The following is a 20,947-nucleotide window of genomic DNA, read 5'->3' on the forward strand; positions in this document are numbered from 1 at the left end:
GGAGGTTCCTTTCGTCGCGTCCGGGTGATGTGTGCGCTGGCCTGCACGCGCAGAAGACATCAAGTCATTAACACCTCTACTTTACCGCGGTATTTCGCGGAAATTTCGCTGCAGTAAACCCAAAAAAACCCACAAAAAATTAACGATAAATAAGTCGTATCTTGGTAAAATAGTGCGAGTAGGAGGCGTCTCGCGCGCCAACAAAATATGGTGAACCGGCCCAGCATCGGTAACCGGTCGCATCTATCCAAGGAGTCAGCATATGGCTATTGCAACCCCCGAAGTTTACGCAGAAATGCTGCAGACCGCGAAGGAAAAGGGCTTCGCGTACCCCGCAGTGAACGTGACCTCCTCCCAGACCCTGAACGCTGCAATCCGCGGCTTCGCAGAGGCTGGCTCGGACGGCATCATCCAGGCATCCACCGGTGGTGCAGCATACTGGTCCGGCGCTTCCAAGAAGGACATGGTCGTTGGCTCCCTGGCCTTCGCAGCATACGCACGCGAAGTTGCTAAGCAGTACGACGTGAACATTGCACTGCACACCGATCACTGCCCCAAGGACAAGCTGGACGGCTTCGTTCTGCCCCTGCTGGCAGAGTCCGAGAAGGCTGTTGCTCGCGGTGAAGACCCCATCTTCAACTCCCACATGTGGGACGGCTCCGCAATCGACCTGGACGAGAACCTGAAGATCGCTGCTGAGCTGATTGAGCGTACCTCCAAGGCAAACATCGTGCTTGAGGTTGAGATCGGTGCCGTTGGTGGCGAGGAAGACGGCGTTGAAGGCGCTATCGACGACTCCCTGTACACCACCGTTGCAGACGCAATCAAGACCGTTGAGGCAATCGGCCTGGGCGAGAAGGGCACCTACATGGCTGCTCTGACCTTCGGTAACGTTCACGGCGTGTACAAGCCCGGTAACGTTCACCTGCGCCCCGAGCTGCTCAAGGAAATCCAGACCGAGGTCGGCGCTAAGTACGGCAAGGGCGACAAGCCCTTCTACCTGGTCTTCCACGGTGGCTCCGGCTCCACCGAGCAGGAGATTGCAGACGCAGTGTCCTACGGTGTTATCAAGATGAACATCGACACCGACACCCAGTACGCATTCACCCGTCCCGTTGCTGGCCACATGTTCAGCAACTACGACGGTGTGCTGAAGGTTGACGGCGAGGTCGGCAACAAGAAGACCTACGACCCCCGCGTTTGGGGTGCAGCTGCAGAGGCAGGCATGGCCGCACGCGTGGTCGAGGCTTGCCAGCAGCTCGGTTCCGTCGGTACCTCCATCAAGTAAGGTGCTGTTCGCCCGCCGCAGCTCTCGTAGGTGCTGCCGGGTGTGAACCTAAGCTTCGTTAAGCGAAAGCGGTGCCCGCTTCCTCATCACGAGGAGGCGGGCACCGCTCTTTGTTTATGCAGTTCTTTGGGTGCGCAGTTTAGAACCGGGCGAGCCGGGCGCTCGTTGCCGGCAGGGGCGGGTTTACTTGCCGCCGCAGCCGCAACCACCGCATCCGCAGCCACCGGACTTCACAGCCACCGAACCGGAGGTGGGGATACCGTCGCCAGTGTCGCCACCCATGAGGTTCACGCGGTTACCAATCTCGGGGCCGCCGACCGGCTGGGGTGCCTTACCCGCCAGGGTTGCCGCGAAACCGGCGGGTTCGCCGCTCAGGTTCGGAATCATCGACGCCGCCGGGGAACCGGACGGGCCGCATGCAGCCGCTGCCGCGTTCGCCTTCGGCTGGGCGACCAGGTGGGCGCGGGAGAAACGCTTAATCTGCTCGGCGGTCGGGTACGCGAAGGACACCTTCACCTCGCCGTTGACCAGCATGAGCGGCAGAACCTCGATGCCGTTCATCTCAATCTGCTCCGCCACCGGTGCGCACTCTTCAAATGCGGACGGGTAGGAGTCGGTGGAGTACACCTCAATGTCCACGCCCGAATCCAGAGCCTCCTGTGCGGCGCCCAGGAACTCGGAGCGCTCCATATCCTGCGGATCCTCCGGGTTCTCACCGGGGCCCGGAATAAATACTTCAAGAACGGTTTCAGCCGCTTCAGTCATCAGTTTCAGCCTTTTCTCTCTTATGGGCACCGGCTCGGGGGAGGGGTGCCAGTCCTTCACTAAGTGTACTCGCGACCTCAAGAGTGCAGAAGTGTGAGTTGAAGTTCCAGATTTGCGGAATATTTGCAGAATTCGAGTCGAATGACCCTCAGCTCGTGAGCTACGGGTTTAGGTGTTGTATTCTGAGTGCATATGCACCGGAGTGTGCGAACCCTGCAATTTAGGCAGGCGCCGCCCGGTGTGAAACCAAGAAGGCAACGACGCCCGCATCCGACGCGGACGCATCAGCGCTACAAATACACGCTATTCATAGCGCCACACGACCAAAAGGAGCATATATGTTCGGTTTCGGCAAGAAGAAGAAGGAAGCTGCCGCACAGGAAGCATCGTCCGCAGACGTCTACGTCGCACCTGCTACCGGCGAGTACCTGCCGCTGAGCGAAGTCTCCGACCCCGTTTTCTCTCAGGGCGTTATGGGCGACGGCTACGCAGTGAACCCCACCGCAGGCACCATCGTCGCACCCGTTGCAGGCACCATCGCACTGATTCAGGACACCCTGCACGCATTCATGCTCCGCACCGAAAACGGCGGCGAGGTACTGGTCCATATCGGTATCGACACCGTTGAGCTCGGTGGCGACGGCTTCACCAAGATTGCTAACGTAGGTGACAAGGTTGAGGCAGGCGCACCCATCATCGAGGTCGACTGGGCAGCTATCGAGGGCCGCATCCCCTCCAAGGAAACCATGGTGATGATTACCAACACCGCAAAGTTCAACATCTCCAAGGACTCTGAGGCACGCCGCCCCGTCGCAGCCGGTGACCGCGTCGCTCAGGCATCCAAGAAGTAAGCTGAACCAGCGAAAATAGCTCAGCTTCAACAGCGGTGAAAAACCCGCGAAAAATGTTTTAACGCAAAAGGTCGCGTCCTGCAGGCTCAATCGGGCTGTGGGCGCGGCCTTTTTCGTTACACGAGAAATTTTTTAACACCGTATGAAAATGCCGCTATTAAAAGCGGCGGAAAAGGAGGAACACATTCACCCGCATTACACCGCGGGTAAGAATGAGGCGCACATAATACCCTATTTTCCTGTAAACGCAGTGAATCACCGATAAAAAATCGTTATCCTACATAGAGTTGTAGTTTGAGTTGAGAGAATCCGGACCCTCAGCTATAAACCAAAACTTCAATGAACAACCACACACATTACGCTCAACTCATAAAAGAAAAAGGACTACTACGGTGACTGCATTCCCGAAGACCTCTAAGAATCTGAGCCGCCGCGGCTTCATCGGCGCCTCCGCACTGGCACCCGCCGCCCTCATGCTCCAGGCAGGCGAAGCCCACGCCGCAGCCAACACCCGCGCACAGCTCGCGGCAGTACACAGCGGCTCCCCCGCACATCAGCTGCTCTACAAGACCGATGAATTTTTCATCGCCCACCGCGGTGCCGGCAACATCAGCCCCGAGCACACCGCCTACGCCTACGCAGAGTCCGTACGCCGCGGCGCCCTCGCCGTCGAAATTTCCGTACGCACCACCAGCGACGGCCAGTTCGTCTGCATGCACGACACCAACATCAAGCGCACCACCGGTGCGTCCATGGACGTGCGCGGCCATACCCTCGCCGAACTGCGCCAGCACAAGGTCGACATGCGCCAAAACTTGGGCGAGAAGACCGGCCTGTACGACATCCCCACCCTCGAAGAAGCCATCGCAGCGGTTGACGCCGTACCCGCAGGCGGCGAATACGCCTCCGTCGGCGGCAAGAAGGTCGTACTGTTCCTCGAAGCGAAGGACGGCCCCGCACAGGCAGGCCTCGTCAAGTTCATCACCGAACGCGGCCTGCAGCGCCGCACCGTCATCAAGATGTACCGCGACGGCAGCGGCGGCTTCAAACCCACCTCCCGCTACCTGAAGCTTGCCAACTCCGCAGGCTGCGCCACCTGGTGCTACTTCGACGGTGGCGACCCCATCGACAAAATCTCCGCAATGGCACGCCACGAAAACGTGGACGCCATCGGCGTACCCTACTACGAGAAGCCGACCGGCGCTTCCCAGGGCTCCATGAGCGAGGAGAACGTACGCGCCCTCACCGGCCTCGGCAAGGCAGTCATCGTCTGGGAAATCCACCGCCGCTCCGCCTACGAAAAGTACAAGGCACTGGGCGTTAAGGGCTTCATGTGCCCCGACCCCTACTGGGTAATCGGTGACCCCTTCGACTCCAGCGTCAAGATCAAGACCGGCCAGCGTCCCCACGGCATGCTGCCCGCCGACCCGTCCGTCGCAGCGGACATGCCCGACCTGACTGGCACCGCCATCGTGCACAACCAGCGCTACGACGAATCCGTACTGCTCGGCCCGCTGGCGAACTACACCACCCGTGAAAAGTACACCCTCGACTTCTCCATGAAGTGGACCGGTGCACTGCCGCAGCAGGCGGGACACTATGGCTACATTGCGTTCGGTCGCGAACACGACGGCCCCTTCGGCATCGGCAAGAAGTTCGCCGCAAACCAGGAAGACGGCACCTACGTGCTCGCCATCCGCCCCAACTACCGCGGCAGCTCCGTAGCGCAGATCCTCTGCTTCGAACCCAAGCAGACCAACCCGCGCGTACTGCACACCATGAAGCTGCGTCAGAAGGTCACCACCGGCCAGGCACTGAACTGCAAGATCGTGCTGAGCAAGAACAGCTTCTACTACACGGTCAACGGCCAGTACTCCAGCCCCATCAACCACAGCGCCTACCGCGGCCCGTACGTACACTTCGGCCGCTTCCACGGCACCAACGATGGCGGTCCTCTGGAGCTGACCCGAATCGAGGCACGCCAGTCCTGGATCTGAGAGAACCGGTGGGCCTAGTCCACCTGGGTGCCCGCCTCACCGCCCGCTAAGCGGTGAGAATACGGATACCGGGCAGAGCGGATGCAACACCGAGCATCCCTTCCGGGCAACGCCTTCCATAATCCCCAGCTAGGACTCGCGCGCTGAGCGAGAATCCACCTGAAGGGGGTCGTATCCACAGTGGATGCGGCCCCCTTCGGCGTGCCCTCGGTCTTTTGGGTGGGGAGAGTGCGAGCGGGGACGTGTAGGGGCGCGGGACGTATAGATGGGGTGTGGGGCAGGTTCGAGGGGTAGGGGAGCGTGCGGGACTAGAATTAAAAGCGTCAGAGTCGACCGCACCGGCCGCCCCAACCCGAAAGGCACGCCATGACCACCTCACCCGAAAGCTCCGCCGAGAATCCCGCCGCACAGCCCTCCGCGAAATCCGCCCAGCTGCGAGGCCGCACCGAACCGCACATGCAAAGCATCAACATGCCGCAGCGCGAACCCATCAACCCCTACGAACGACCCTCCTACCCCTTCTTCTACGTGCCCACCGACCTGCTCATCGGCGGCAGCTGGGTCACCGGCGACAACGGCTCCTTCCCCGTGCACAACCCCTCCTGCGGCCAAATCCTCGCGCACGTCGCCGACGCCAGCGTCGAACAGGGCATCGAAGCACTCGACGCCGCCTGCGACGCCCGCACCTCATGGGCGGCAACCAGCGCCCGCGAACGCGCGGACATCCTCAACCGCGCCTACACGCTCATGACGCAGCGCACCGAAGTTATCGCCCGGCTCATGACCCTCGAAATGGGCAAGCCCCTCGACCAGTCCCGCGGCGAAGTCGCCTACGCCGCGAACTACCTGCGCTGGTACGCCGAAGAAGCTGCCCGCAACTTCGGCCGCACCGGCACCGCCCCCGAATCCGGGCTGCAGATCACCACCGTACGCCGCCCCGTGGGCCCCTGCCTGCTAATCACCCCCTGGAACTTCCCGCTCGCCATGGCGGCACGCAAGGTCGCCCCGGCGCTCGCGGCGGGCTGCACCGCGGTGCTCAAGCCCGCCTCCCTGACTCCGCTCAGCTCCCTGTACTTCGCGTCCCTGATGCGTGAGGCGGGCCTGCCGGATGGCGTGCTGAACGTGGTGACCACCTCCCGCACCGGCGAGGTTGTCTCCGTGCTGATGGCTGATGAGCGTCTGCGGAAGGTCTCGTTCACCGGGTCCACCGCCGTGGGTCGCACCCTGCTCGCGCAGGCCTCGCAGAACGTTCTGCGCACCTCCATGGAATTGGGCGGCAACGCCCCGTTCATCGTCTTTGAGGATGCGGACATCCCCGCCGCCGTGGAGGGCGCCTACGCGGCGAAGATGAGGAACATGGGCGAGGCGTGCACCGCCGCCAACCGATTCATCGTGCACGAGGACATTGCCGAAGAGTTCACCCGCGCCTTCGTGGAGCGCATGGAGGCGACCGTCGTGGGTGACGGAACAGCCGACGGAACCGACTGTGGACCGCTAATTCAACCTTCAGCGGTTGAATCCATGCTTTTTATGGTCGAAGACGCCCTGGGCAAGGGTGCACTCCTCGCCTGCGGCGGGTACATTCCCGAGCTTGCAGAAAACGTTCCGAGCGATACCGGCGGCATGCCCAAGAACCTGAACAAGGGCAACTTCGTGACCCCCACCGTGCTGACCGGCGTGACCGATTCGATGCGCGTGTGGCGTGAAGAAATCTTCGGCCCCGTCGCCCCGATTGCCACGTTCAGCGGCTACGGTGAGGAGGGTGAACGCACCGCCCTGAAGCTCGCCAACGACACCGAGTACGGCCTGGCGGCGTACGTGTACACGAGCAACCACCCGCGCTTTACGCGCATGGCGGCTGGTCTGGAGTTCGGCCTGATCGGTTACAACTCCGGCGTCATTTCGAATGCGGCGGCTCCCTTCGGTGGTGTGAAGCAGTCCGGTATGGGTCGCGAGGGTGGCCCCGAGGGTCTGGAGGAGTACACCGAGCTGCAGTACATCGGCGCGCCGAACCCGTTCGCCGGATAAGCCCGTTTGCCGGGTACGGCGAACCCTGAATGCAGCGAAGCCCCGGCGGGTACCCGAGAAGGTGCCCGTCGGGGCTTCACGCTGTCTACATTATGCGCGGGTGCTAGAACTGGCTCTGCCTAGAGCTGGCGCAGGGGTTATAGCTGGCACAGGGTTTATATCTGGTGCAACGCGAGCAACTCGCGGCTGAAAGCATCCGCGGGACCCTTGCCGCAGGAGTTGGGGCGCGGCTCAAGGGTGACCCGCTCGAAGAAGGTGACCCAGGTGCGTCCGTCGGTGTGGGAGGTGAGTGCCGCCTCCATGGTGGGGTGCTCGGAGAAATCTTTAGGCGAGAACGCCGCAAAAAATTCAGGGGAGAACTCAGTGCTTGTCTCAACGTTCACATCGATGCCCGCCTCGCGGAGCGCAATGAATGCCTCCCGCCCCGATGTTTCACGTGAAACCAAACCTCCAGAGGTTACTTCTTCACCCTTTTTCTCCAGCTCGAGGCGTACGGCAACCTCCGCCGCCTGCTCCACCGGGGTATCCGTGCTGCGGCCTCGCAGACCGTGCAGTGACGGAATGGAACGACCCGCCAGCGACAGGTACGCCGCCAGCGCCGAAGGCTCCGAGAGGCGACCGTAGGTGTAGCCGGTGGGCAGCATAATGCCGACCGGGGCAAAGCGGTGACCGCCCGTATGCGAGCACTCCCAGACCGCGTTACCGGGCAGGATATCCGCCAGGTGCGCCGCAATGGGGCGACCGCGCAGGGCGCAGCAGCGGTCGCGCTTGGAGTGGGTGCACACGAGAATGGCGGGGGAGTCCATGAGCTCCGCGCCGGTCGCCTGAATCAACTCCTGCGGGTTGTCCAGGGGCAGTTCAAGGAGCTGTTCGGGGGTATCCACGCTGAACGAGTAGAGCTTCTCCTCGCCCGGTGTGCAGAGCGCGTAGAGCACCCGGTGGGTCGGGTTGCCGGATGCATCCAGCACGCCGTGCAGTACACGCCCCGCCCTGCCCACCTGGCGGATCAGCAGGAACTTCAAACCCGCCTGCGAGACTGCCTCGCCCAACGCCTCCGAAAGCTCCTCGCCGAGGGCGGAGCCGTCCAGCACGTCGCGGCCCCACTGGCCCACGTGCTCGAGCGCCAGCCAGGCGGTGGCGCGTCCGGCGGTGCCGCCGAGAGCCTCGTCGTCGTAGAGGGAGCAGGAGTCCGCCGGGATGCTCGTGGCGCGGGTGCGTGAGGAGAGCTCATCGGCGTGTGCGGCACGAAGGTTCTTTAGCTCGGCGGGGTCGCTGGCGCGCGGCTCGGGGGTTGCGGGGGTGCAGGATTCAGTCATAATTCCTCGATTCTACGCCTGCGGGATGTGAATGACCTATGTCGCCTCTGCGCGGTCTAAATGCTGAAAAACAACCGCTCAAGGGTGATTTTTAGGGGCTATCGGGTGGTCAACTACTCAGGAAGGAGCGCCAAAGCGACGCGGTAGAGGCGGTCCTTTTCCTCGGGGGCGCCGAAGAAGGAGCGGAGCATATAGCCCTGGAAAACCATCATGAAGGCATCCGCGGTGTCGCGGGCGTAATCGGTGATGAGCGACTCCTGCTCGGGGGTGCGCTGTGCCGGATCGGGGTTAATCTCGTGCAGAACGCTCAGCTGTTCAGCGGCCCAGGGGGTGAGGGTCTTTATGATGATGCTCTGCAACAGAGGAATGATGTCTGCGGTTGCCCTGGTGATTTCGGGTGCGTGGAGCGACTCAAGGCGGATACGCAGCATGGCGGAGAAGTTATCGTTCACCATCTGGTTGGTGTAGATGGTTTCGAGAATGTCCTGGGGGCCTGCGCCTTCGGGGAGTGCGGCGTAGAGATTTTTGACGTTTTCGAGGCGCTCGTTGATGGCACTGATGAGGATGTCTTCTTTGCCGGAGAAGTGCGAGTAGATGGACCCGGAGGACAGCCCGGAGGCTTTGATGATGTCGCTCATGGAGGTGTTGGTGTAGCCCTTTTCGAGGAAGCAGCTAATGGCGGCTTCGATGATTTGGGCTCGGCGTGCGGCTTTGGTGGCGTCTGTTAATCGGGGCATGGTTCCAGTCTAGGGGGTGAGGCTAAAGAATACGTAAACACAACACTGATTCTTTTTGTGACTTTGCAAACAAAATAGCCATTTCGTTTGCACTTGGTAAAAACCGAGAGTAGAGTTCTGTCTCGTAAACGAAATAAGCATTTTGTTTGGAGATTGTCATGAACAACGAAACTACCACCGCAGTCACTGCGGAATCGGTGACCGCCCCAGCCCCCGAGCGCTCCTCCTGGCTCAAGGTCATCAGTACCTCCGTACTAGCATCCTTGCTGGTAGCACTCATCGTCCTGGCCTTCACTTGGCCCACCAAGACCATGGAAACCAAAAACCTGCCCGTCTCTATCGCAGGCCCCGAGGTGACCGTCAGTCAGTTTGAACAGTCCCTCAAAGACCAAGGTATTGAAACCTTCGACTTGAAGCAGGCATCCTCCCGTGAAGACGCCGAACGGCAGATCAAGCAGCGCGAAACCTACGGCGCAATCATCTTCACCGAAGGCGCCGCCCCCGAGGTGCTGACCGCCCCCGCCGCGAACGCCGCAGCAACCCAGATGCTCAACGGTGTTGCCACCCAGCTGAACGCGCAGATTCAGCAGAAGGCACTCGCAGCCAAGACGGAAGCCCTCACCCAGGCGGTGCAGGCGGGAGGTGAGCAGGGTGCCCAGGCTGCCGCCCAGCTGGAGCAGATGAAGGTGCAGGCCGAGCAGGCATCCGCAATGGCGGTGAAGACCACCGCAGTGGTGTCCCTGAGCGAGAGTGACTCCTCCGGTACCGGTCTGGCTATTGCCGCATTCCCGCTGGTCATTGGCGGTATTCTCGGTGGTTCCTTCTCCGTACTGCGTGTGAACGGCACCTGGCGCCGCTTCGCCACCGCAACCCTGTACGCCGTCATCGGTGGTGCACTGACCGCCCTGATTCTGAGCACCTGGTTCGGTTTCATTCCCGGCGACTTCGCTACCCTGTGGGCTGCGTTCGGCGCTACCTACCTGGCGACCGCCTTCTTCATTGTGGGTGTGGGTGCACTGTCTTCGCCGCTGATTGGTCTCGCTGTAGGCGCGGTCATCACCATGTTCATTGGTAACCCGATTTCGGGCGCAAGCATGCCGAGCGTGTTCCTGCCCGGCGCGTGGGGTGCTATCGGGCAGATGATGGTTCCGGGTGCCTCCTCGACCCTGTTGCGTTCGATTGCATACTTCCCGGAGGCTGCAACGAGCGACCAGTGGCTGGTGCCCGGTTCCTGGATTGCATTCGGTCTGCTGACCGGTGTGCTTGGCTGGGCTCTCAAGGAGCGCCGCACCGCAACGGTGGAGGCATAAGCGCCGCGGGTTAGACCGCCGGTACAACGTAGCCGACGCAATATAGCCGGTGCAACGTAAGAAGGGTGTGTGCCGTGTTCACTGAACACGGCACACACCCTTTCGGCATACCGACTATTACCGACTGCTATTCGCTGTTACTGGTTGTCGAGAACGTACTGCTTGAACTGCTCGTCCCGGCGTTTGAATTCTTTGAGCTCATTCTCCAGGGCAGCCTGGTTCTTGGCGACGAGCGGCTTCTGGTACTGCGCCTCCAGGTCGTAGAGCTTCTGCGAACGGCCTACATCCTGATTGCACTGTGCCTGAATGACGGCGATTCGAATTTCCTCTTCTGAGGGGGTGGTGCTCTGAGGAATGTTCTTTTCTTCCTTGACCGTCATCTCACTATCGGGGGTGAGGCCCTTGTCCTTGACGCATCGCTTCCACTCGTCGTCGAGGGATTTTTTGAGCTGTCGATCCCCAGCGGCGTTTCGAGCATCGGTTTCCAAACGCCTATACGTGGCGGAGCCGAATGGTATCTCTCCAATTTGCTTCATCTCATCGCTGGCGCGCTGATAGCATTCGGTGCTGACATCCTTCCCAGGGTCGGATGAGGGCGCAGGGGAGGACAGGTCCAGCGTATTCGATTCATTGGGCTCGTGGAGGCCGTATTTTTGGGCGTACTCAACGTTCCAGATTCCGTAGGTCCTGCCGAAGTTCCTGCCGGCCCCCTCGGTGCGGACAAACATCTTGTAGTGCTGCCCGTGTTCGGCAAAGCACTTTTTGCGGGCGAGCTCAAGGGCCTTGGTGAAGTATTCGTCCTTGCCGTCGGTGTTGTAAGCGTCCAGGGGCAGGATCACCTGATCATTTTCTGCGTCGAAAATCGCGCGGGCGCTTTCATCCTTCTCCAACGTGGGACCGAAAGAGCAAGAGGACAGCACAGTGCTGATGAGGGCAGCCGCCAGGAGCTTTTTCAAAGCTGACATGGTGTATATCCAATCTGTTACGGGGAGCCCGTGGCGTCGCGGCCACAACCCCCCCCGTAGACCACGCGAACTAGGTGGCCTTGAGAACACTTCTTGAGAAGGTGACTTAACAATACCCCTAGTGGACGCGGGTTTGCGCTCAATAGGCTGGTGCGTGCAATAGAAAATTTTCTGCCGCATGGCGGGTTTGGAGCCGGTTGCGGAGCGGTTCGGTAAAACCATGGTGGAACCCCGCCGAAACCCCGGCAAAAATACGGTGGAATCACTGCGAAAACGGTGGAAGCGCAGCACGGGCAGGTGGGTGCACCTGATTTGGTGCCCCGCCCGCCTCGCGCCACAATGAACACATGACCGCAGAAGACACCAACGCACTAACCAGCGCCAGGCTCGACCTCTGGCTCTGGTCGGTGCGCATCTTTAAAACCCGTTCCCTCGCCGCCGACGAATGCAAAGGCGGCCACGTGCGCGTCAACGACGCCCCCGCCAAACCCTCCCAAAAACTCAAAAAAGGCGACATCGTCAAGGTCCGCTACCCCGGCTGGGAACGAGTCTTCAAAGTCGAAAAACTCCTCGTCAAACGCGTAGGCGCACCCATCGCCGTCACCTGCTACGAAGACCTCTCCGGCCCGCGCCCCGCCTACCTCTCCATGCCCCCGGTCGCCAAACGCGAACGAGGCAGCGGCCGCCCCACCAAGAAGGACCGCCGCGCCCTCGACGAACTGCGCGGCCGAGGCGCCTAACCGCGCATCTCGCGCGCCTATCTCGCAGAGTGCACCCCACCCCGCGCGCAGGCACCCGCGGCGGTGGCGGGGAGTAGCCTAGAAGGATGAGCACACAGAAGCACCAGAATACTGAACCCGGTCAGAACGCAGTGAACGCCGCCGAGCCTTCGCTGAACCGGCGCATCCTCGCGCTCGCCATACCCGCCTTCGGCGCGCTCATCGCCGAACCCATCTTCGTGCTCACCGACTCCGCCCTCATCGGCCAACTCGGCAAAGCAGAACTCGCCGGCATGAGCATCGCCGCCACGCTCGTCACCACGGTCGTGGGCCTCATGAACTTTCTCGCCTACTCCGTCACGCCCGCCGTGGCGCGCGCCTTCGGCGAGAAGAACCTGCGCCGCTCCTGGCAGATTGGTGTGGACGGAGTGTGGGTCGCCTTCGGCCTCGGCATGCTCCTCATGATCGCCGGATACGCCTTCGCAGACCCGCTGCTGCGCGGCCTCGGCGCGACCGACGAAACCATGAGCTACGCCCTCGACTACCTGCACCACTCGCTCTGGGGTATTCCGCCGATGATGATTATCCTCGCGCAGGTCGGCACGCTCCGCGGGCTGCAAGACACCGTCACCCCGCTCAAAGTCGCCACGGTCGGCACGCTCGTAAACATTGTGCTGAACTGGCTGCTCATCTACCCGGTCGGCTGGGGCGTTGCCGGTTCGGCGACCGGCACCTCCCTCACCCAGTGGGGCATGGCTGCCGCCCTCGGTGTGGTCATGATGCGCGGCATCCGCGAACACGCCGTCCGCTGGGCACCCGACGTCGCCGGCATGCGTTCGGTGCTCTCGCTCGGCTCCTGGCTCATGCTGCGCACCCTGTCCATGCGCATCGCCTCCCTGCTGACCGTGTTCGTCGTGGCACGATTCGGCACCGAACACACCGCCGCATACCAGCTCGGCATGGGCGTATTTAACCTCTTCCTCTACGCCCTGGACTCCCTCGCCATCGCCGCCCAGGCGCTACTCGGCAAGGAACTCGGCGAACGCGACCTCAACATAGAATCCGAACGTGCGAAGGTGCGCCAGCTGAAAAACCGGCTGCTGCGCATGAGCCTCATCTACGGCGTCATCACCGGCCTGATTTGCCCGCTCATCGGCTTCTTCGGCTCCTGGATTTTCACCAAGGACGCGCAGGTGGCGTTCCTCTTCACCATCGCCACCGTCATCATCGCCCTCGGCCAGCCCATCGCCGCGTACGTGTTCACCCTGGACGGCATCCTCATGGGCGCGCAGGACGTGAAATACCTGGCAATCGGCTGCTTCATCATGCTCGTGATGTACGTGCCGGTCATGCTCGGCCTGCACTGGGCGGTCGGCGCCGGTGCCATGGATGCGCTCGCCGGGTATTGCGGCTTGTGGGCGGCGTATATTCTGTACTTCCAAGGAATCCGCGCGGTCATTTTTGGCCGCCGCGCCCGCTCGGATGTGTGGATGAAAGCCGGTGCCTAAACCCTTCGAGCCTGATTGCTTCGAACATACGTGCTCTGGGCGTAATGGCTCACAATTAGACCGCCCGTACCCTCCGCAGGTGTAGCATGACAGGGTATTGAAACCCTCATGCAAAGGATGAAACCGTGACCGTAACCCGCGAAGAAGCCCTCGAAATTTTCGCCCGCCGCCGCGCAACCCGCGCCTACGACCCCGACCGCCGCGTCAGCGACGAAGACTTCGCCGCAATCCTCGAATTTGCGCGCCTGTCGCCCAGCTCCGTCGGCACCGAGCCGTGGAAGTTCCTGGTCATCCAGGACCCCGAACTGCGCGAAAAGCTCAAGCCGATCGCCTGGGGCATGGCTGGCGCCCTTGACGACGCAAGCCACCTGGTCGTACTGCTGGCGAAGAAGGGCCTGCGCTACGACACCCCGTGGATGCGCCGCACCCTCGAAGGCCGCAACCTCACCGAGGAGCAGATGGAAGCCGCACTCGAACGCTACGGCAACTTCCAGAAGAACGACATGAAGGTCCTGGAAAGCGACCGCGCGCTCTTCGACTGGGCATCCAAGCAGACCTACATCGCCCTGGGCAACATGATGACCGGCGCCGCAATGCTCGGCATCGACTCCTGCCCCATCGAGGGTATGAACTACGAAGCAGTGAACGAGCTGCTCGCTTCTGCTGGCCTGTTCGACCCGGAGGAGTACGGCGTGTCCGTGGCTGTGACCTTCGGTTACCGTGCCCATGAAATCGCGCCGAAGAGCCGCCGCTCCATCGAGGACCTGGTCACCTGGGCGTAAGGTTCTGCCGGGCTGTTAGCTCGGGCTATCGGGTGGGGTGTTCGCGCTAGATGTTTGTGCTGGATGCTCAAGCTAGGTGTTCAAGTTAGACGTTCAAGCCGCCGCCCGTGAAAACTAAATATAAAGAAATGCACCGCCTTTACACGGGCGGTGCATTTCTTTATATCTTTTACCGTGCGAAAAGCACGGTGAGCTGTACTTTTGAAATTTTCGTTCAGGCTATTGAAGAGCTAATGTTCGAGCAATTTCGCGCTATACGCTCAGGCAATTTCTCGCCATATTTCGCTACTTCCTAAACGCCGTCAGACGCATAGAATTCAGCACCACAAATACCGAACTAAACGCCATTGCCGCAGCCGCAATCATCGGGTTCAGCAGGCCCGCCACGGCAACCGGAATAGCCGCCGAATTGTAGGCGAACGCCCAGAACAGGTTCGACTTAATGGTGCGCAACGTAGCGCGGGAGAGACGCAGTGCCGTCACCACCGAAGCAACATCCGAACGGGTCAGCACGATATCGGCTGCCTCCGCGGCAACGTCCGTGCCCGAACCCATCGCAATGCCCAGCTCAGCAAGAGCCAGCGCCGGGGCGTCATTCACGCCATCGCCGACCATCGCCACGCGGTGACCGGCAGCCTGCAACTTCTCAATCACCTGCGACTTACCCTCCGGGGTCACGCCGGCGTACACGTTCTCAGCCGAAATACCGACCTGCGAGGCGACCGCCTGCGCAACCTGCGGGGCGTCACCGGTGAGCAGGATCGGCTCCAGGCCGAGCTCACGCAGCTGCGCCATGGTCTCTGCCGCCTCCGGCTTGGGGGTGTCGGCAACCGAAATCATGCCGACCGGCTGCAGAGCGGAGGTGCTGCTCAGGGCCTCACCGTTCGGGGCATCATCAGGGGCCTCACCGCGGGCGACAACCACCGTCGTCAGACCCGCCCGGCGAGCCTGGTCCAGCAGGGCCAACTGAGCCTCGCTCAGCTGCGCACCCGCCGCCTGCAGGTACTCGGGAGTACCCACCACAACCAGCTGGGAGGCGCCATTCTCAGCGCCTTCACCCGCGCCGCTCAGCACGCCGCGTACGCCTCCGGGAACACCCTCAAAGCCGCTCACGCTCGGCGCCGAAGCACCCTCCGCCAGCACGCCCTGCTCACGGGCAAAACCGGCAATCGCGCGGGCAATCGGGTGCTCACTCAGCGCCTCCACGGCGGCGGCATCACGCAGAACAGACAGGGAACGCTCGTTCTTGGAACCTGCGGATTCCGGCGAAATACCGGACAAGTCACCCGCCGACTCATAGTCACCAAACGTGCCGTAGAACGCCACAGACATCTCACCAGTCGTCACCGTACCGGTCTTATCCAGCACCACGCGATCAACCGTGCTCGTCGCCTCCAACACCTGCGCATTACGAATCAAAATGCCCAACTGCCAGCCGCGACCCGTACCCGCCAAAAGCGCCGTCGGAGTAGCCAAACCCAAAGCGCATGGGCACGCCACCACCAGTACCGTCACCGCCGCATTAAACGCCGCCGCACCGTCACCAGAAACCAGCCACCAACCGACCAGGGTCAGCGCCGAAATCACCAAAACCACCGGCACAAACACCGCAGAAACACGGTCCGCCAGGCGAGCAATCGGAGCCTTCGTCTCCTGCGCGCTCGCCACCAGCTCACCCATCTTCGCCAGGGTTGTCTCAGCGCCCACACGGGTCGCACGCACCGTCAACGAACCAGACGTATTCACCGTCGCACCCGTGACCGCATCACCCGGATGCACCTCAACCGGCACGGACTCGCCGGTCAGCAGGGACGCATCCACCGCGGAGGTACCCTCAACCACCACACCATCCGTGGCGATCTTCTCACCCGGGCGCACCAAGAACAGGTCATCCGGCATGAGGTCCTCCACTGGAACCTGCACCTGCTTCGTCACACCCTGCTTATCGGTGCGCAGCAGAGTCGCCTCCTTCGCACCCATACTCAGCAGGGTGCGCAGCGCCTCCGAAGAACGGTTGCGAGTGCGGTGCTCAATCGCGCGGCCAATCAGCAAGAACAGCGTCACCATGGACGCCGAATCAAAATACAGCGGCGCATGGTTGCCGGTAAACATCGACCAGAAACTACCGCCCGCATGATGCACATGCGCCGTCAACGCCGGGTTCATGAGCAGCTGCGCCAGCGAATAGAAATACGCCAACACCACGCCGAGAGACACCAACGTATCCATCGTGGACGAGCCATGACGCGCATTAATAAGCGCCGCACGGTGGAACGGCGCAGCACACCAAAACGCAACCGGCGCCGTCAGAACCGCCACAACCCAACCCCAATTCGGGAACTGGAACGACGGGAACATCGAAATCAAGAAAATCGGCACACCCAAAATCGCCGCATAAATAATGCGGTCAGTGAAGCCGCCATTCATGCTCGGAGTGCTGTGCTGGTTGCCGCCGCCGGATGCGCTCGCGTTCGTCCCAGCGCCCGCGCGCGGCCCGTTCTTGAGGTGCGCCTTGTAGCCGGCATTGTTGATGGTCTCAACGATCTGGTCGTCGCTCACGCCCTCGGGCACGATAACGCGCGCGGACTCCAGGGGCAGGTTCACCGCCGGGTCAACGCCGGGGATTTTGCGGAGCTTACGCTCCACACGACCCACGCAGGATGCGCAGGTCATACCCTGAATATCCACGTGGATGATTCGGGTTGACTCCGTTGATTTTACGGTCGTTCCGGTGGAATTAAAAAGAGAACGCTCACTCTGTGATGAGGGCTCACGGGTGCTTGTTGAAGGCTGTGTAGAAGACACAATACTTCCTCAAAAATAAAAACGGGAGGGTAGAAAAAGGCGCACACCAAGCCGGGGGAGGGGCCCCGAAGGACCCCGCCCCGGACGGTGTATGGTGCAGTATCGGGACGCGGCATCGAACGCGCGCGAGGGCGAAAGCTGCGGTGGGAGTAAGGCTGTGGCGGCTCAGTGGTCGCCGGGCAGCCCATCCGGCCTGCTCGTATGCGGACGAATACCGGTCACCTTCGCGCCACGATCAGACACACCGTAGGCACGCTTCACGGCAGCCCGCGGGAACGGCGAAGCGTTCGCCTTCTCACGCGCCTTCACGCCCTGCTCGTGCTCGGCGGAACGCTTATTCGCGCTCGTGCCGCTACGTCGCGCGGCGCCGGGCGCATCCTCACGTGCCGTATATTCGGGGCTCTGCTTCACCCACGAATCGACCAGCGCCGCATCCAGATTCATCTGCCTGGCCACACGAGTGATCGCGTCGCGCAGGTGCATGTTTTCGGTGCCGACAAGGGTGCGAACCGCGCCAACAACCATCGCAATGTACTGCGGAGGGTAAGCCATGATGACTCCTAATCGAGCCGGCTGCCGCGCTAGATGGCGGGGGTGAAGCCAGCCTCCGCGATAGCGTCTGCAACAGCCTGGGTGTTGAGGGTGCCCTCGTGCTCGATGGTCACGGTGGAGACGCCGTCCTTGACGACGTCCACGGTTACGCCGGTCACGCCGGGAACTTCGCTGATCTCTTCGCTGACGCTCATAGCGCAGTGGTTGCAGGTCAGGCCGGTTGCCTTAACGGTGGTGGTGCTCATGATGATTTCCTTTCGGTAATGGGTTGAAAACTTGGGGCTGCCCGGTGTTTAGGGGCAGCGTGTTTAGCTGCGCATGAGGCGGGAGATCGCGGCGGTTGCCTCTTTGACCTTGGCCTCTGCGATGGTCGGGTCGCCGGTGCGTTCGGATTCGACGGCGGCGCCGGTCACGCAGTGGCCGATGTGCTCTTCGAGCAGGTTCAGGGAGACGGCGTGGAGCGCCTTGGAGACCGCGGCAACCTGGGTGAGGATGTCGATGCAGTACTTGTCTTCATCGACCATGCGGGCGATGCCGCGGACCTGCCCTTCGATGCGGCGCAGTCGCTTGAGGTGCGCCTCTTTGTTGGAGGCGTAACCGTGCTGGGTTTCGGGTGCCTCGCCGCTACAGCATGCGCCGGTGTGCGCCTCGGTGGGCTCCTCAGTGGGGGCGCCGGATGCGGTGCTGACCTGGGTGGATGTGCTGTGGCAGCACTGATTGCTAGTGGTTTCCATGACTCCAGTATATACCCTAGGGGGGTATACCGCAAGGGGGTGTTACGAGTTGTTACGCGGTATGGGTGCGGGGGCTTGTCGATAGGGGGATTCTTCGATAGGTTACGGCCCTGTCGATAGGTTAGTGTTTTCACTGCGGGTTAAAGACCCGCGGCGAAGACACTAACCTATCGAAAACCTCGGTCTAAAAAGCAGGCGGCCCCGAATGCACCGGGTAGGCGGGAGTCGGTTATGGTTTAGCTTTTCCGGTAATGGGTTAGTGACTTCAGGCTGGGGTTTTAACCATTACCAAAGACGCTAAGTCATGACTGAAATTGCTAAGTCATTACCGAATTTCCGCCAGCGTGGAGGTGGAACCTCTGCAGAATTTGTGCCATGGTTTAGCGTCTTCTGCCATGGTTTTTAACTACGGCCAAAGACACTAACCTATGGTCGAAATCTGCTGCTTATTACCGAATCTCCGGCTGCGTCAGGTAGGTGAGAGCTGGTTATGGGTTATGACTTAGCCTTTTCGTCGATAGGTTAGTGTCTTCACTGCGGGTTAAAGACCCACGGTGAAGGCACTAACCTATCGAAAACCTCGGTCTAAAAAGCGGGCGGCCCTGAACACTTCCGTATCCGGGGCCGCCTGCTGCGGTTATCTATATATTGGGTCAGAACTGGTTTACATATCGGGCCAGTCACGGTGCAGCGAATACTCCGTATCCCCGTCACCGTTATCATTCAGGTGCCATCGCTGACCGGTACGAATATCGGCCTTGCGCAGGCGCGGGTTCGGGTTATCCGGCTTGCCCATAGTCGGATCGTTCTTGCAGCCCCAGCGAGTGTCGTCGTAGCTGCAGTCATCGGCTACGCGTCCAACATCAACCCACCACACACGGACCAGCAACGGGTCACTGGTCGCCTGTGGAGTCACCATCATCATTTGCCAGGGGCCGCCGTCCACACGGAAACGAGCCGTGTAGTGCACGGTCGCGTACGCGTGGAAGTTGCCAGAGCGCTGGTAGGCGTAACTGGTAGCCGTTTGACGCGGACGCTCACGAGGGTAGGTGGTGACCGGTTTACCCGCCGTGTAGTTGGTATCTGTGTCGCCGTTGCCGTACTCGATGACATAGGAGGAGGGCATGAGCTCAATTTCGACGTGTCCGGCGAGCATGTCTGCTTCGAGGCGGTAGGGGCCTCCGTCATCGACGTAGAAGTTGATCTGGTCGCCCTTGTAGACGTTGGGGTCGCCTTCTGCTCGGCCAGTGCCTGCGGGGTTGTTGTAGGACTGGTGCAGGGTCGGCTTGCCCGGCTCTAGCGATTCTGCTGCGTGGCGAATTTCCGTCATAACTTCTTCGTAGGTCGGACCGGTGGGACCGGGGCTGTCGGCACTGGTGAGAGTACGAGTATTATTCGGGATACAAGTAGCTGAGGAGGGGCTTCGAGGACTTCCGTGGTCTACAGGAATGCCAGATTCAAGTGACATGTTTGTGAACTTGAATGTTCCTATTCTTCCATCTTTGGTTGTGCATGACATAATATTGTGATTTTCGTTGGCGTAGGTAACTTTTACGCCGTTTCCCTGATTTACCGTGGAATAAGTATATTGTTGCTGAATTTCCTGGTTGGCATTATCTGCACCTGTATTTTTCTCATCGTAACCATCTTGACTGCCTCGCGAAGTAGTTGTTTCAACTTCGATTTGGCAAACTTTAGCTGATGTGTCAGAACAAGGCGCAGTAATAACGTATGCATCAACGTTAGTGGTACCGCAAAATCCTAGAATGCAAGATAGAGAAAAAATCCCACTGCATTTTATTATTTTGTTCATTATTTTAGTCTTCTACCTGTTCGTAACCGATAATTTTCCATGAAGAATCAGAATACTTAAACTCAAATTTCCAGGTGTCATTATCCTTCTGGATATTTCGGTTTCGGTGCCATTCTCCGGTAGGCTCCACAAGAGTTATATAATTCCACTCGCGATATGCCTTCCAAAAATAGGTTTCCCCATCCTCAGACCACGGATTTCCATCAGCAACATAGTTGTCAATGCCATCAATAATCCACCCGCCGCGCTTATACAAGTCCTCAAAGCTTTTATATCCCTTAAGTTCACTTTCAAAATTACTGGAGATGTACTTTCGGGATTCCGTAAAATCGCCTACCTGAATTCCGTAATTAGTCCATTTCACCCAAGCATCCATCGTCTTACGGATACCTTCAATAGACTTCTCACGATAGCCCTCTTCAGGGGCGTTAGGCTTCGGCACGTTCTGAGCAGGACCCTTGCCGTCCGCAGGGCGGTACTCGCCGTCAGGTGCCTTGGAGCCGCCCGAGTAGCCTCGGACAGTAGACGGGGTAGCGCTCGCCGAAGGCGACTCAGACGCCGCCGCAGACGTCGAAGCGGTCTCGCTCGGCGCAGCGGATGCGGTTGCTGCCGCCTCGTTATTTGTCTGCTGGCCACATGCCGCAAGCAGGGCCCCCAGGCCCACAAGTGCGCCGCCGCCCAGCAGGGTGCGGCGGTTGAAAATGGTCGAATCCATAGAAGATACGCTCCTATCGTCGGTGATGGTGTGATGCATATGTGCATGTCGGGCCGTTATTC

At 60.5% G+C, this 20,947-nt stretch carries 18 protein-coding genes; 8 read left to right on the forward strand and 10 right to left on the reverse strand.

Annotated elements, in window-relative coordinates; translation table 11 throughout:
• Positions 1-262: 262 nt before the first annotated feature.
• Positions 263-1,288, forward strand: a complete 1,026-nt coding sequence (fbaA, locus tag O3675_RS06095; protein ID WP_005507927.1) for a class II fructose-bisphosphate aldolase — start codon at positions 263-265, stop codon at positions 1,286-1,288.
• Between the two features lie 183 nt (positions 1,289-1,471).
• Here fbaA and O3675_RS06100 read toward each other — a convergent pair whose 3' ends face one another.
• The gene (locus O3675_RS06100; RefSeq protein WP_070605210.1) at positions 1,472-2,053 is read right to left on the reverse strand and encodes an arsenic metallochaperone ArsD family protein; all 582 of its coding nucleotides are present in this window, start codon (positions 2,051-2,053) and stop codon (positions 1,472-1,474) included.
• Positions 2,054-2,391: 338 nt separating this feature from the next.
• On the opposite strand from O3675_RS06100, the gene O3675_RS06105 reads away from it, so the two are divergent.
• The 3 genes from O3675_RS06105 to O3675_RS06115 all read left to right on the forward strand — a co-directional run bounded on the left by O3675_RS06105 (position 2,392) and on the right by O3675_RS06115 (position 6,929).
• On the forward strand, positions 2,392-2,904 hold the full coding sequence (locus O3675_RS06105; RefSeq protein WP_049326797.1) for a PTS glucose transporter subunit IIA: 513 nt from the start codon (positions 2,392-2,394) through the stop codon (positions 2,902-2,904).
• 392 nt (positions 2,905-3,296) lie between these two features.
• Complete coding sequence (locus O3675_RS06110; RefSeq protein ID WP_371571538.1) at positions 3,297-4,901, forward strand: glycerophosphodiester phosphodiesterase; 1,605 nt, start codon at positions 3,297-3,299, stop codon at positions 4,899-4,901.
• A 366-nt stretch (positions 4,902-5,267) separates the two neighbouring features.
• Positions 5,268-6,929 (forward strand): NAD-dependent succinate-semialdehyde dehydrogenase, encoded by a 1,662-nt coding sequence (locus O3675_RS06115; RefSeq protein ID WP_371571539.1) that lies wholly within the window; start codon positions 5,268-5,270, stop codon positions 6,927-6,929.
• A gap of 155 nt (positions 6,930-7,084) precedes the next feature.
• Here O3675_RS06115 and O3675_RS06120 read toward each other — a convergent pair whose 3' ends face one another.
• Positions 7,085-8,245, reverse strand: a complete 1,161-nt coding sequence (locus O3675_RS06120; protein ID WP_371571540.1) for a sucrase ferredoxin — start codon at positions 8,243-8,245, stop codon at positions 7,085-7,087.
• A gap of 113 nt (positions 8,246-8,358) precedes the next feature.
• On the reverse strand, positions 8,359-8,982 hold the full coding sequence (locus O3675_RS06125) for a TetR/AcrR family transcriptional regulator (protein ID WP_371571542.1): 624 nt from the start codon (positions 8,980-8,982) through the stop codon (positions 8,359-8,361).
• A gap of 158 nt (positions 8,983-9,140) precedes the next feature.
• On the opposite strand from O3675_RS06125, the gene O3675_RS06130 reads away from it, so the two are divergent.
• Complete coding sequence (locus tag O3675_RS06130) at positions 9,141-10,292, forward strand: ABC transporter permease (protein WP_371571544.1); 1,152 nt, start codon at positions 9,141-9,143, stop codon at positions 10,290-10,292.
• Positions 10,293-10,429: 137 nt separating this feature from the next.
• Here the strand turns inward: O3675_RS06130 and O3675_RS06135 are convergent, their stop codons facing one another.
• Entirely contained in the window at positions 10,430-11,257 is an 828-nt protein-coding gene (locus O3675_RS06135) for a UDP pyrophosphate synthase (RefSeq protein ID WP_371571546.1), read from the reverse strand.
• A 347-nt stretch (positions 11,258-11,604) separates the two neighbouring features.
• Between O3675_RS06135 and O3675_RS06140 the strand changes: the two genes are divergently transcribed.
• The 3 genes from O3675_RS06140 (at position 11,605) to O3675_RS06150 (ending at position 14,266) form a co-directional block, all read left to right on the forward strand.
• Entirely contained in the window at positions 11,605-11,997 is a 393-nt protein-coding gene (locus O3675_RS06140) for an RNA-binding S4 domain-containing protein (RefSeq protein ID WP_371571548.1), read from the forward strand.
• Between the two features lie 86 nt (positions 11,998-12,083).
• On the forward strand, positions 12,084-13,484 hold the full coding sequence (locus O3675_RS06145) for an MATE family efflux transporter (protein WP_371571550.1): 1,401 nt from the start codon (positions 12,084-12,086) through the stop codon (positions 13,482-13,484).
• A 125-nt stretch (positions 13,485-13,609) separates the two neighbouring features.
• Positions 13,610-14,266, forward strand: coding sequence for an NAD(P)H-dependent oxidoreductase (locus tag O3675_RS06150; RefSeq protein WP_371571551.1), 657 nt, complete (start codon positions 13,610-13,612; stop codon positions 14,264-14,266).
• Positions 14,267-14,551: 285 nt separating this feature from the next.
• Here O3675_RS06150 and O3675_RS06155 read toward each other — a convergent pair whose 3' ends face one another.
• The 6 genes from O3675_RS06155 to O3675_RS06180 form a co-directional block, all read right to left on the reverse strand.
• Positions 14,552-16,954 (reverse strand): heavy metal translocating P-type ATPase, encoded by a 2,403-nt coding sequence (locus O3675_RS06155; RefSeq protein WP_371571553.1) that lies wholly within the window; start codon positions 16,952-16,954, stop codon positions 14,552-14,554.
• A gap of 282 nt (positions 16,955-17,236) precedes the next feature.
• A complete protein-coding gene (locus O3675_RS06160) occupies positions 17,237-17,623 on the reverse strand; it encodes a hypothetical protein (protein ID WP_005504270.1) in 387 nt (128 codons plus the stop codon).
• A gap of 29 nt (positions 17,624-17,652) precedes the next feature.
• Positions 17,653-17,868 (reverse strand): heavy-metal-associated domain-containing protein, encoded by a 216-nt coding sequence (locus O3675_RS06165; RefSeq protein WP_371571555.1) that lies wholly within the window; start codon positions 17,866-17,868, stop codon positions 17,653-17,655.
• 63 nt (positions 17,869-17,931) lie between these two features.
• Complete coding sequence (locus tag O3675_RS06170) at positions 17,932-18,357, reverse strand: metal-sensitive transcriptional regulator (RefSeq protein ID WP_049326785.1); 426 nt, start codon at positions 18,355-18,357, stop codon at positions 17,932-17,934.
• Between the two features lie 664 nt (positions 18,358-19,021).
• Positions 19,022-19,825 (reverse strand): hypothetical protein, encoded by an 804-nt coding sequence (locus O3675_RS06175; protein ID WP_371571557.1) that lies wholly within the window; start codon positions 19,823-19,825, stop codon positions 19,022-19,024.
• 349 nt (positions 19,826-20,174) lie between these two features.
• Positions 20,175-20,885 (reverse strand): DUF6318 family protein, encoded by a 711-nt coding sequence (locus O3675_RS06180; protein ID WP_314925202.1) that lies wholly within the window; start codon positions 20,883-20,885, stop codon positions 20,175-20,177.
• Positions 20,886-20,947 lie beyond the last annotated feature (62 nt).

Source organism: Rothia sp. 27098_8_27 (genome assembly GCF_041432805.1).
Lineage (GTDB): Bacteria > Actinomycetota > Actinomycetes > Actinomycetales > Micrococcaceae > Rothia > Rothia mucilaginosa.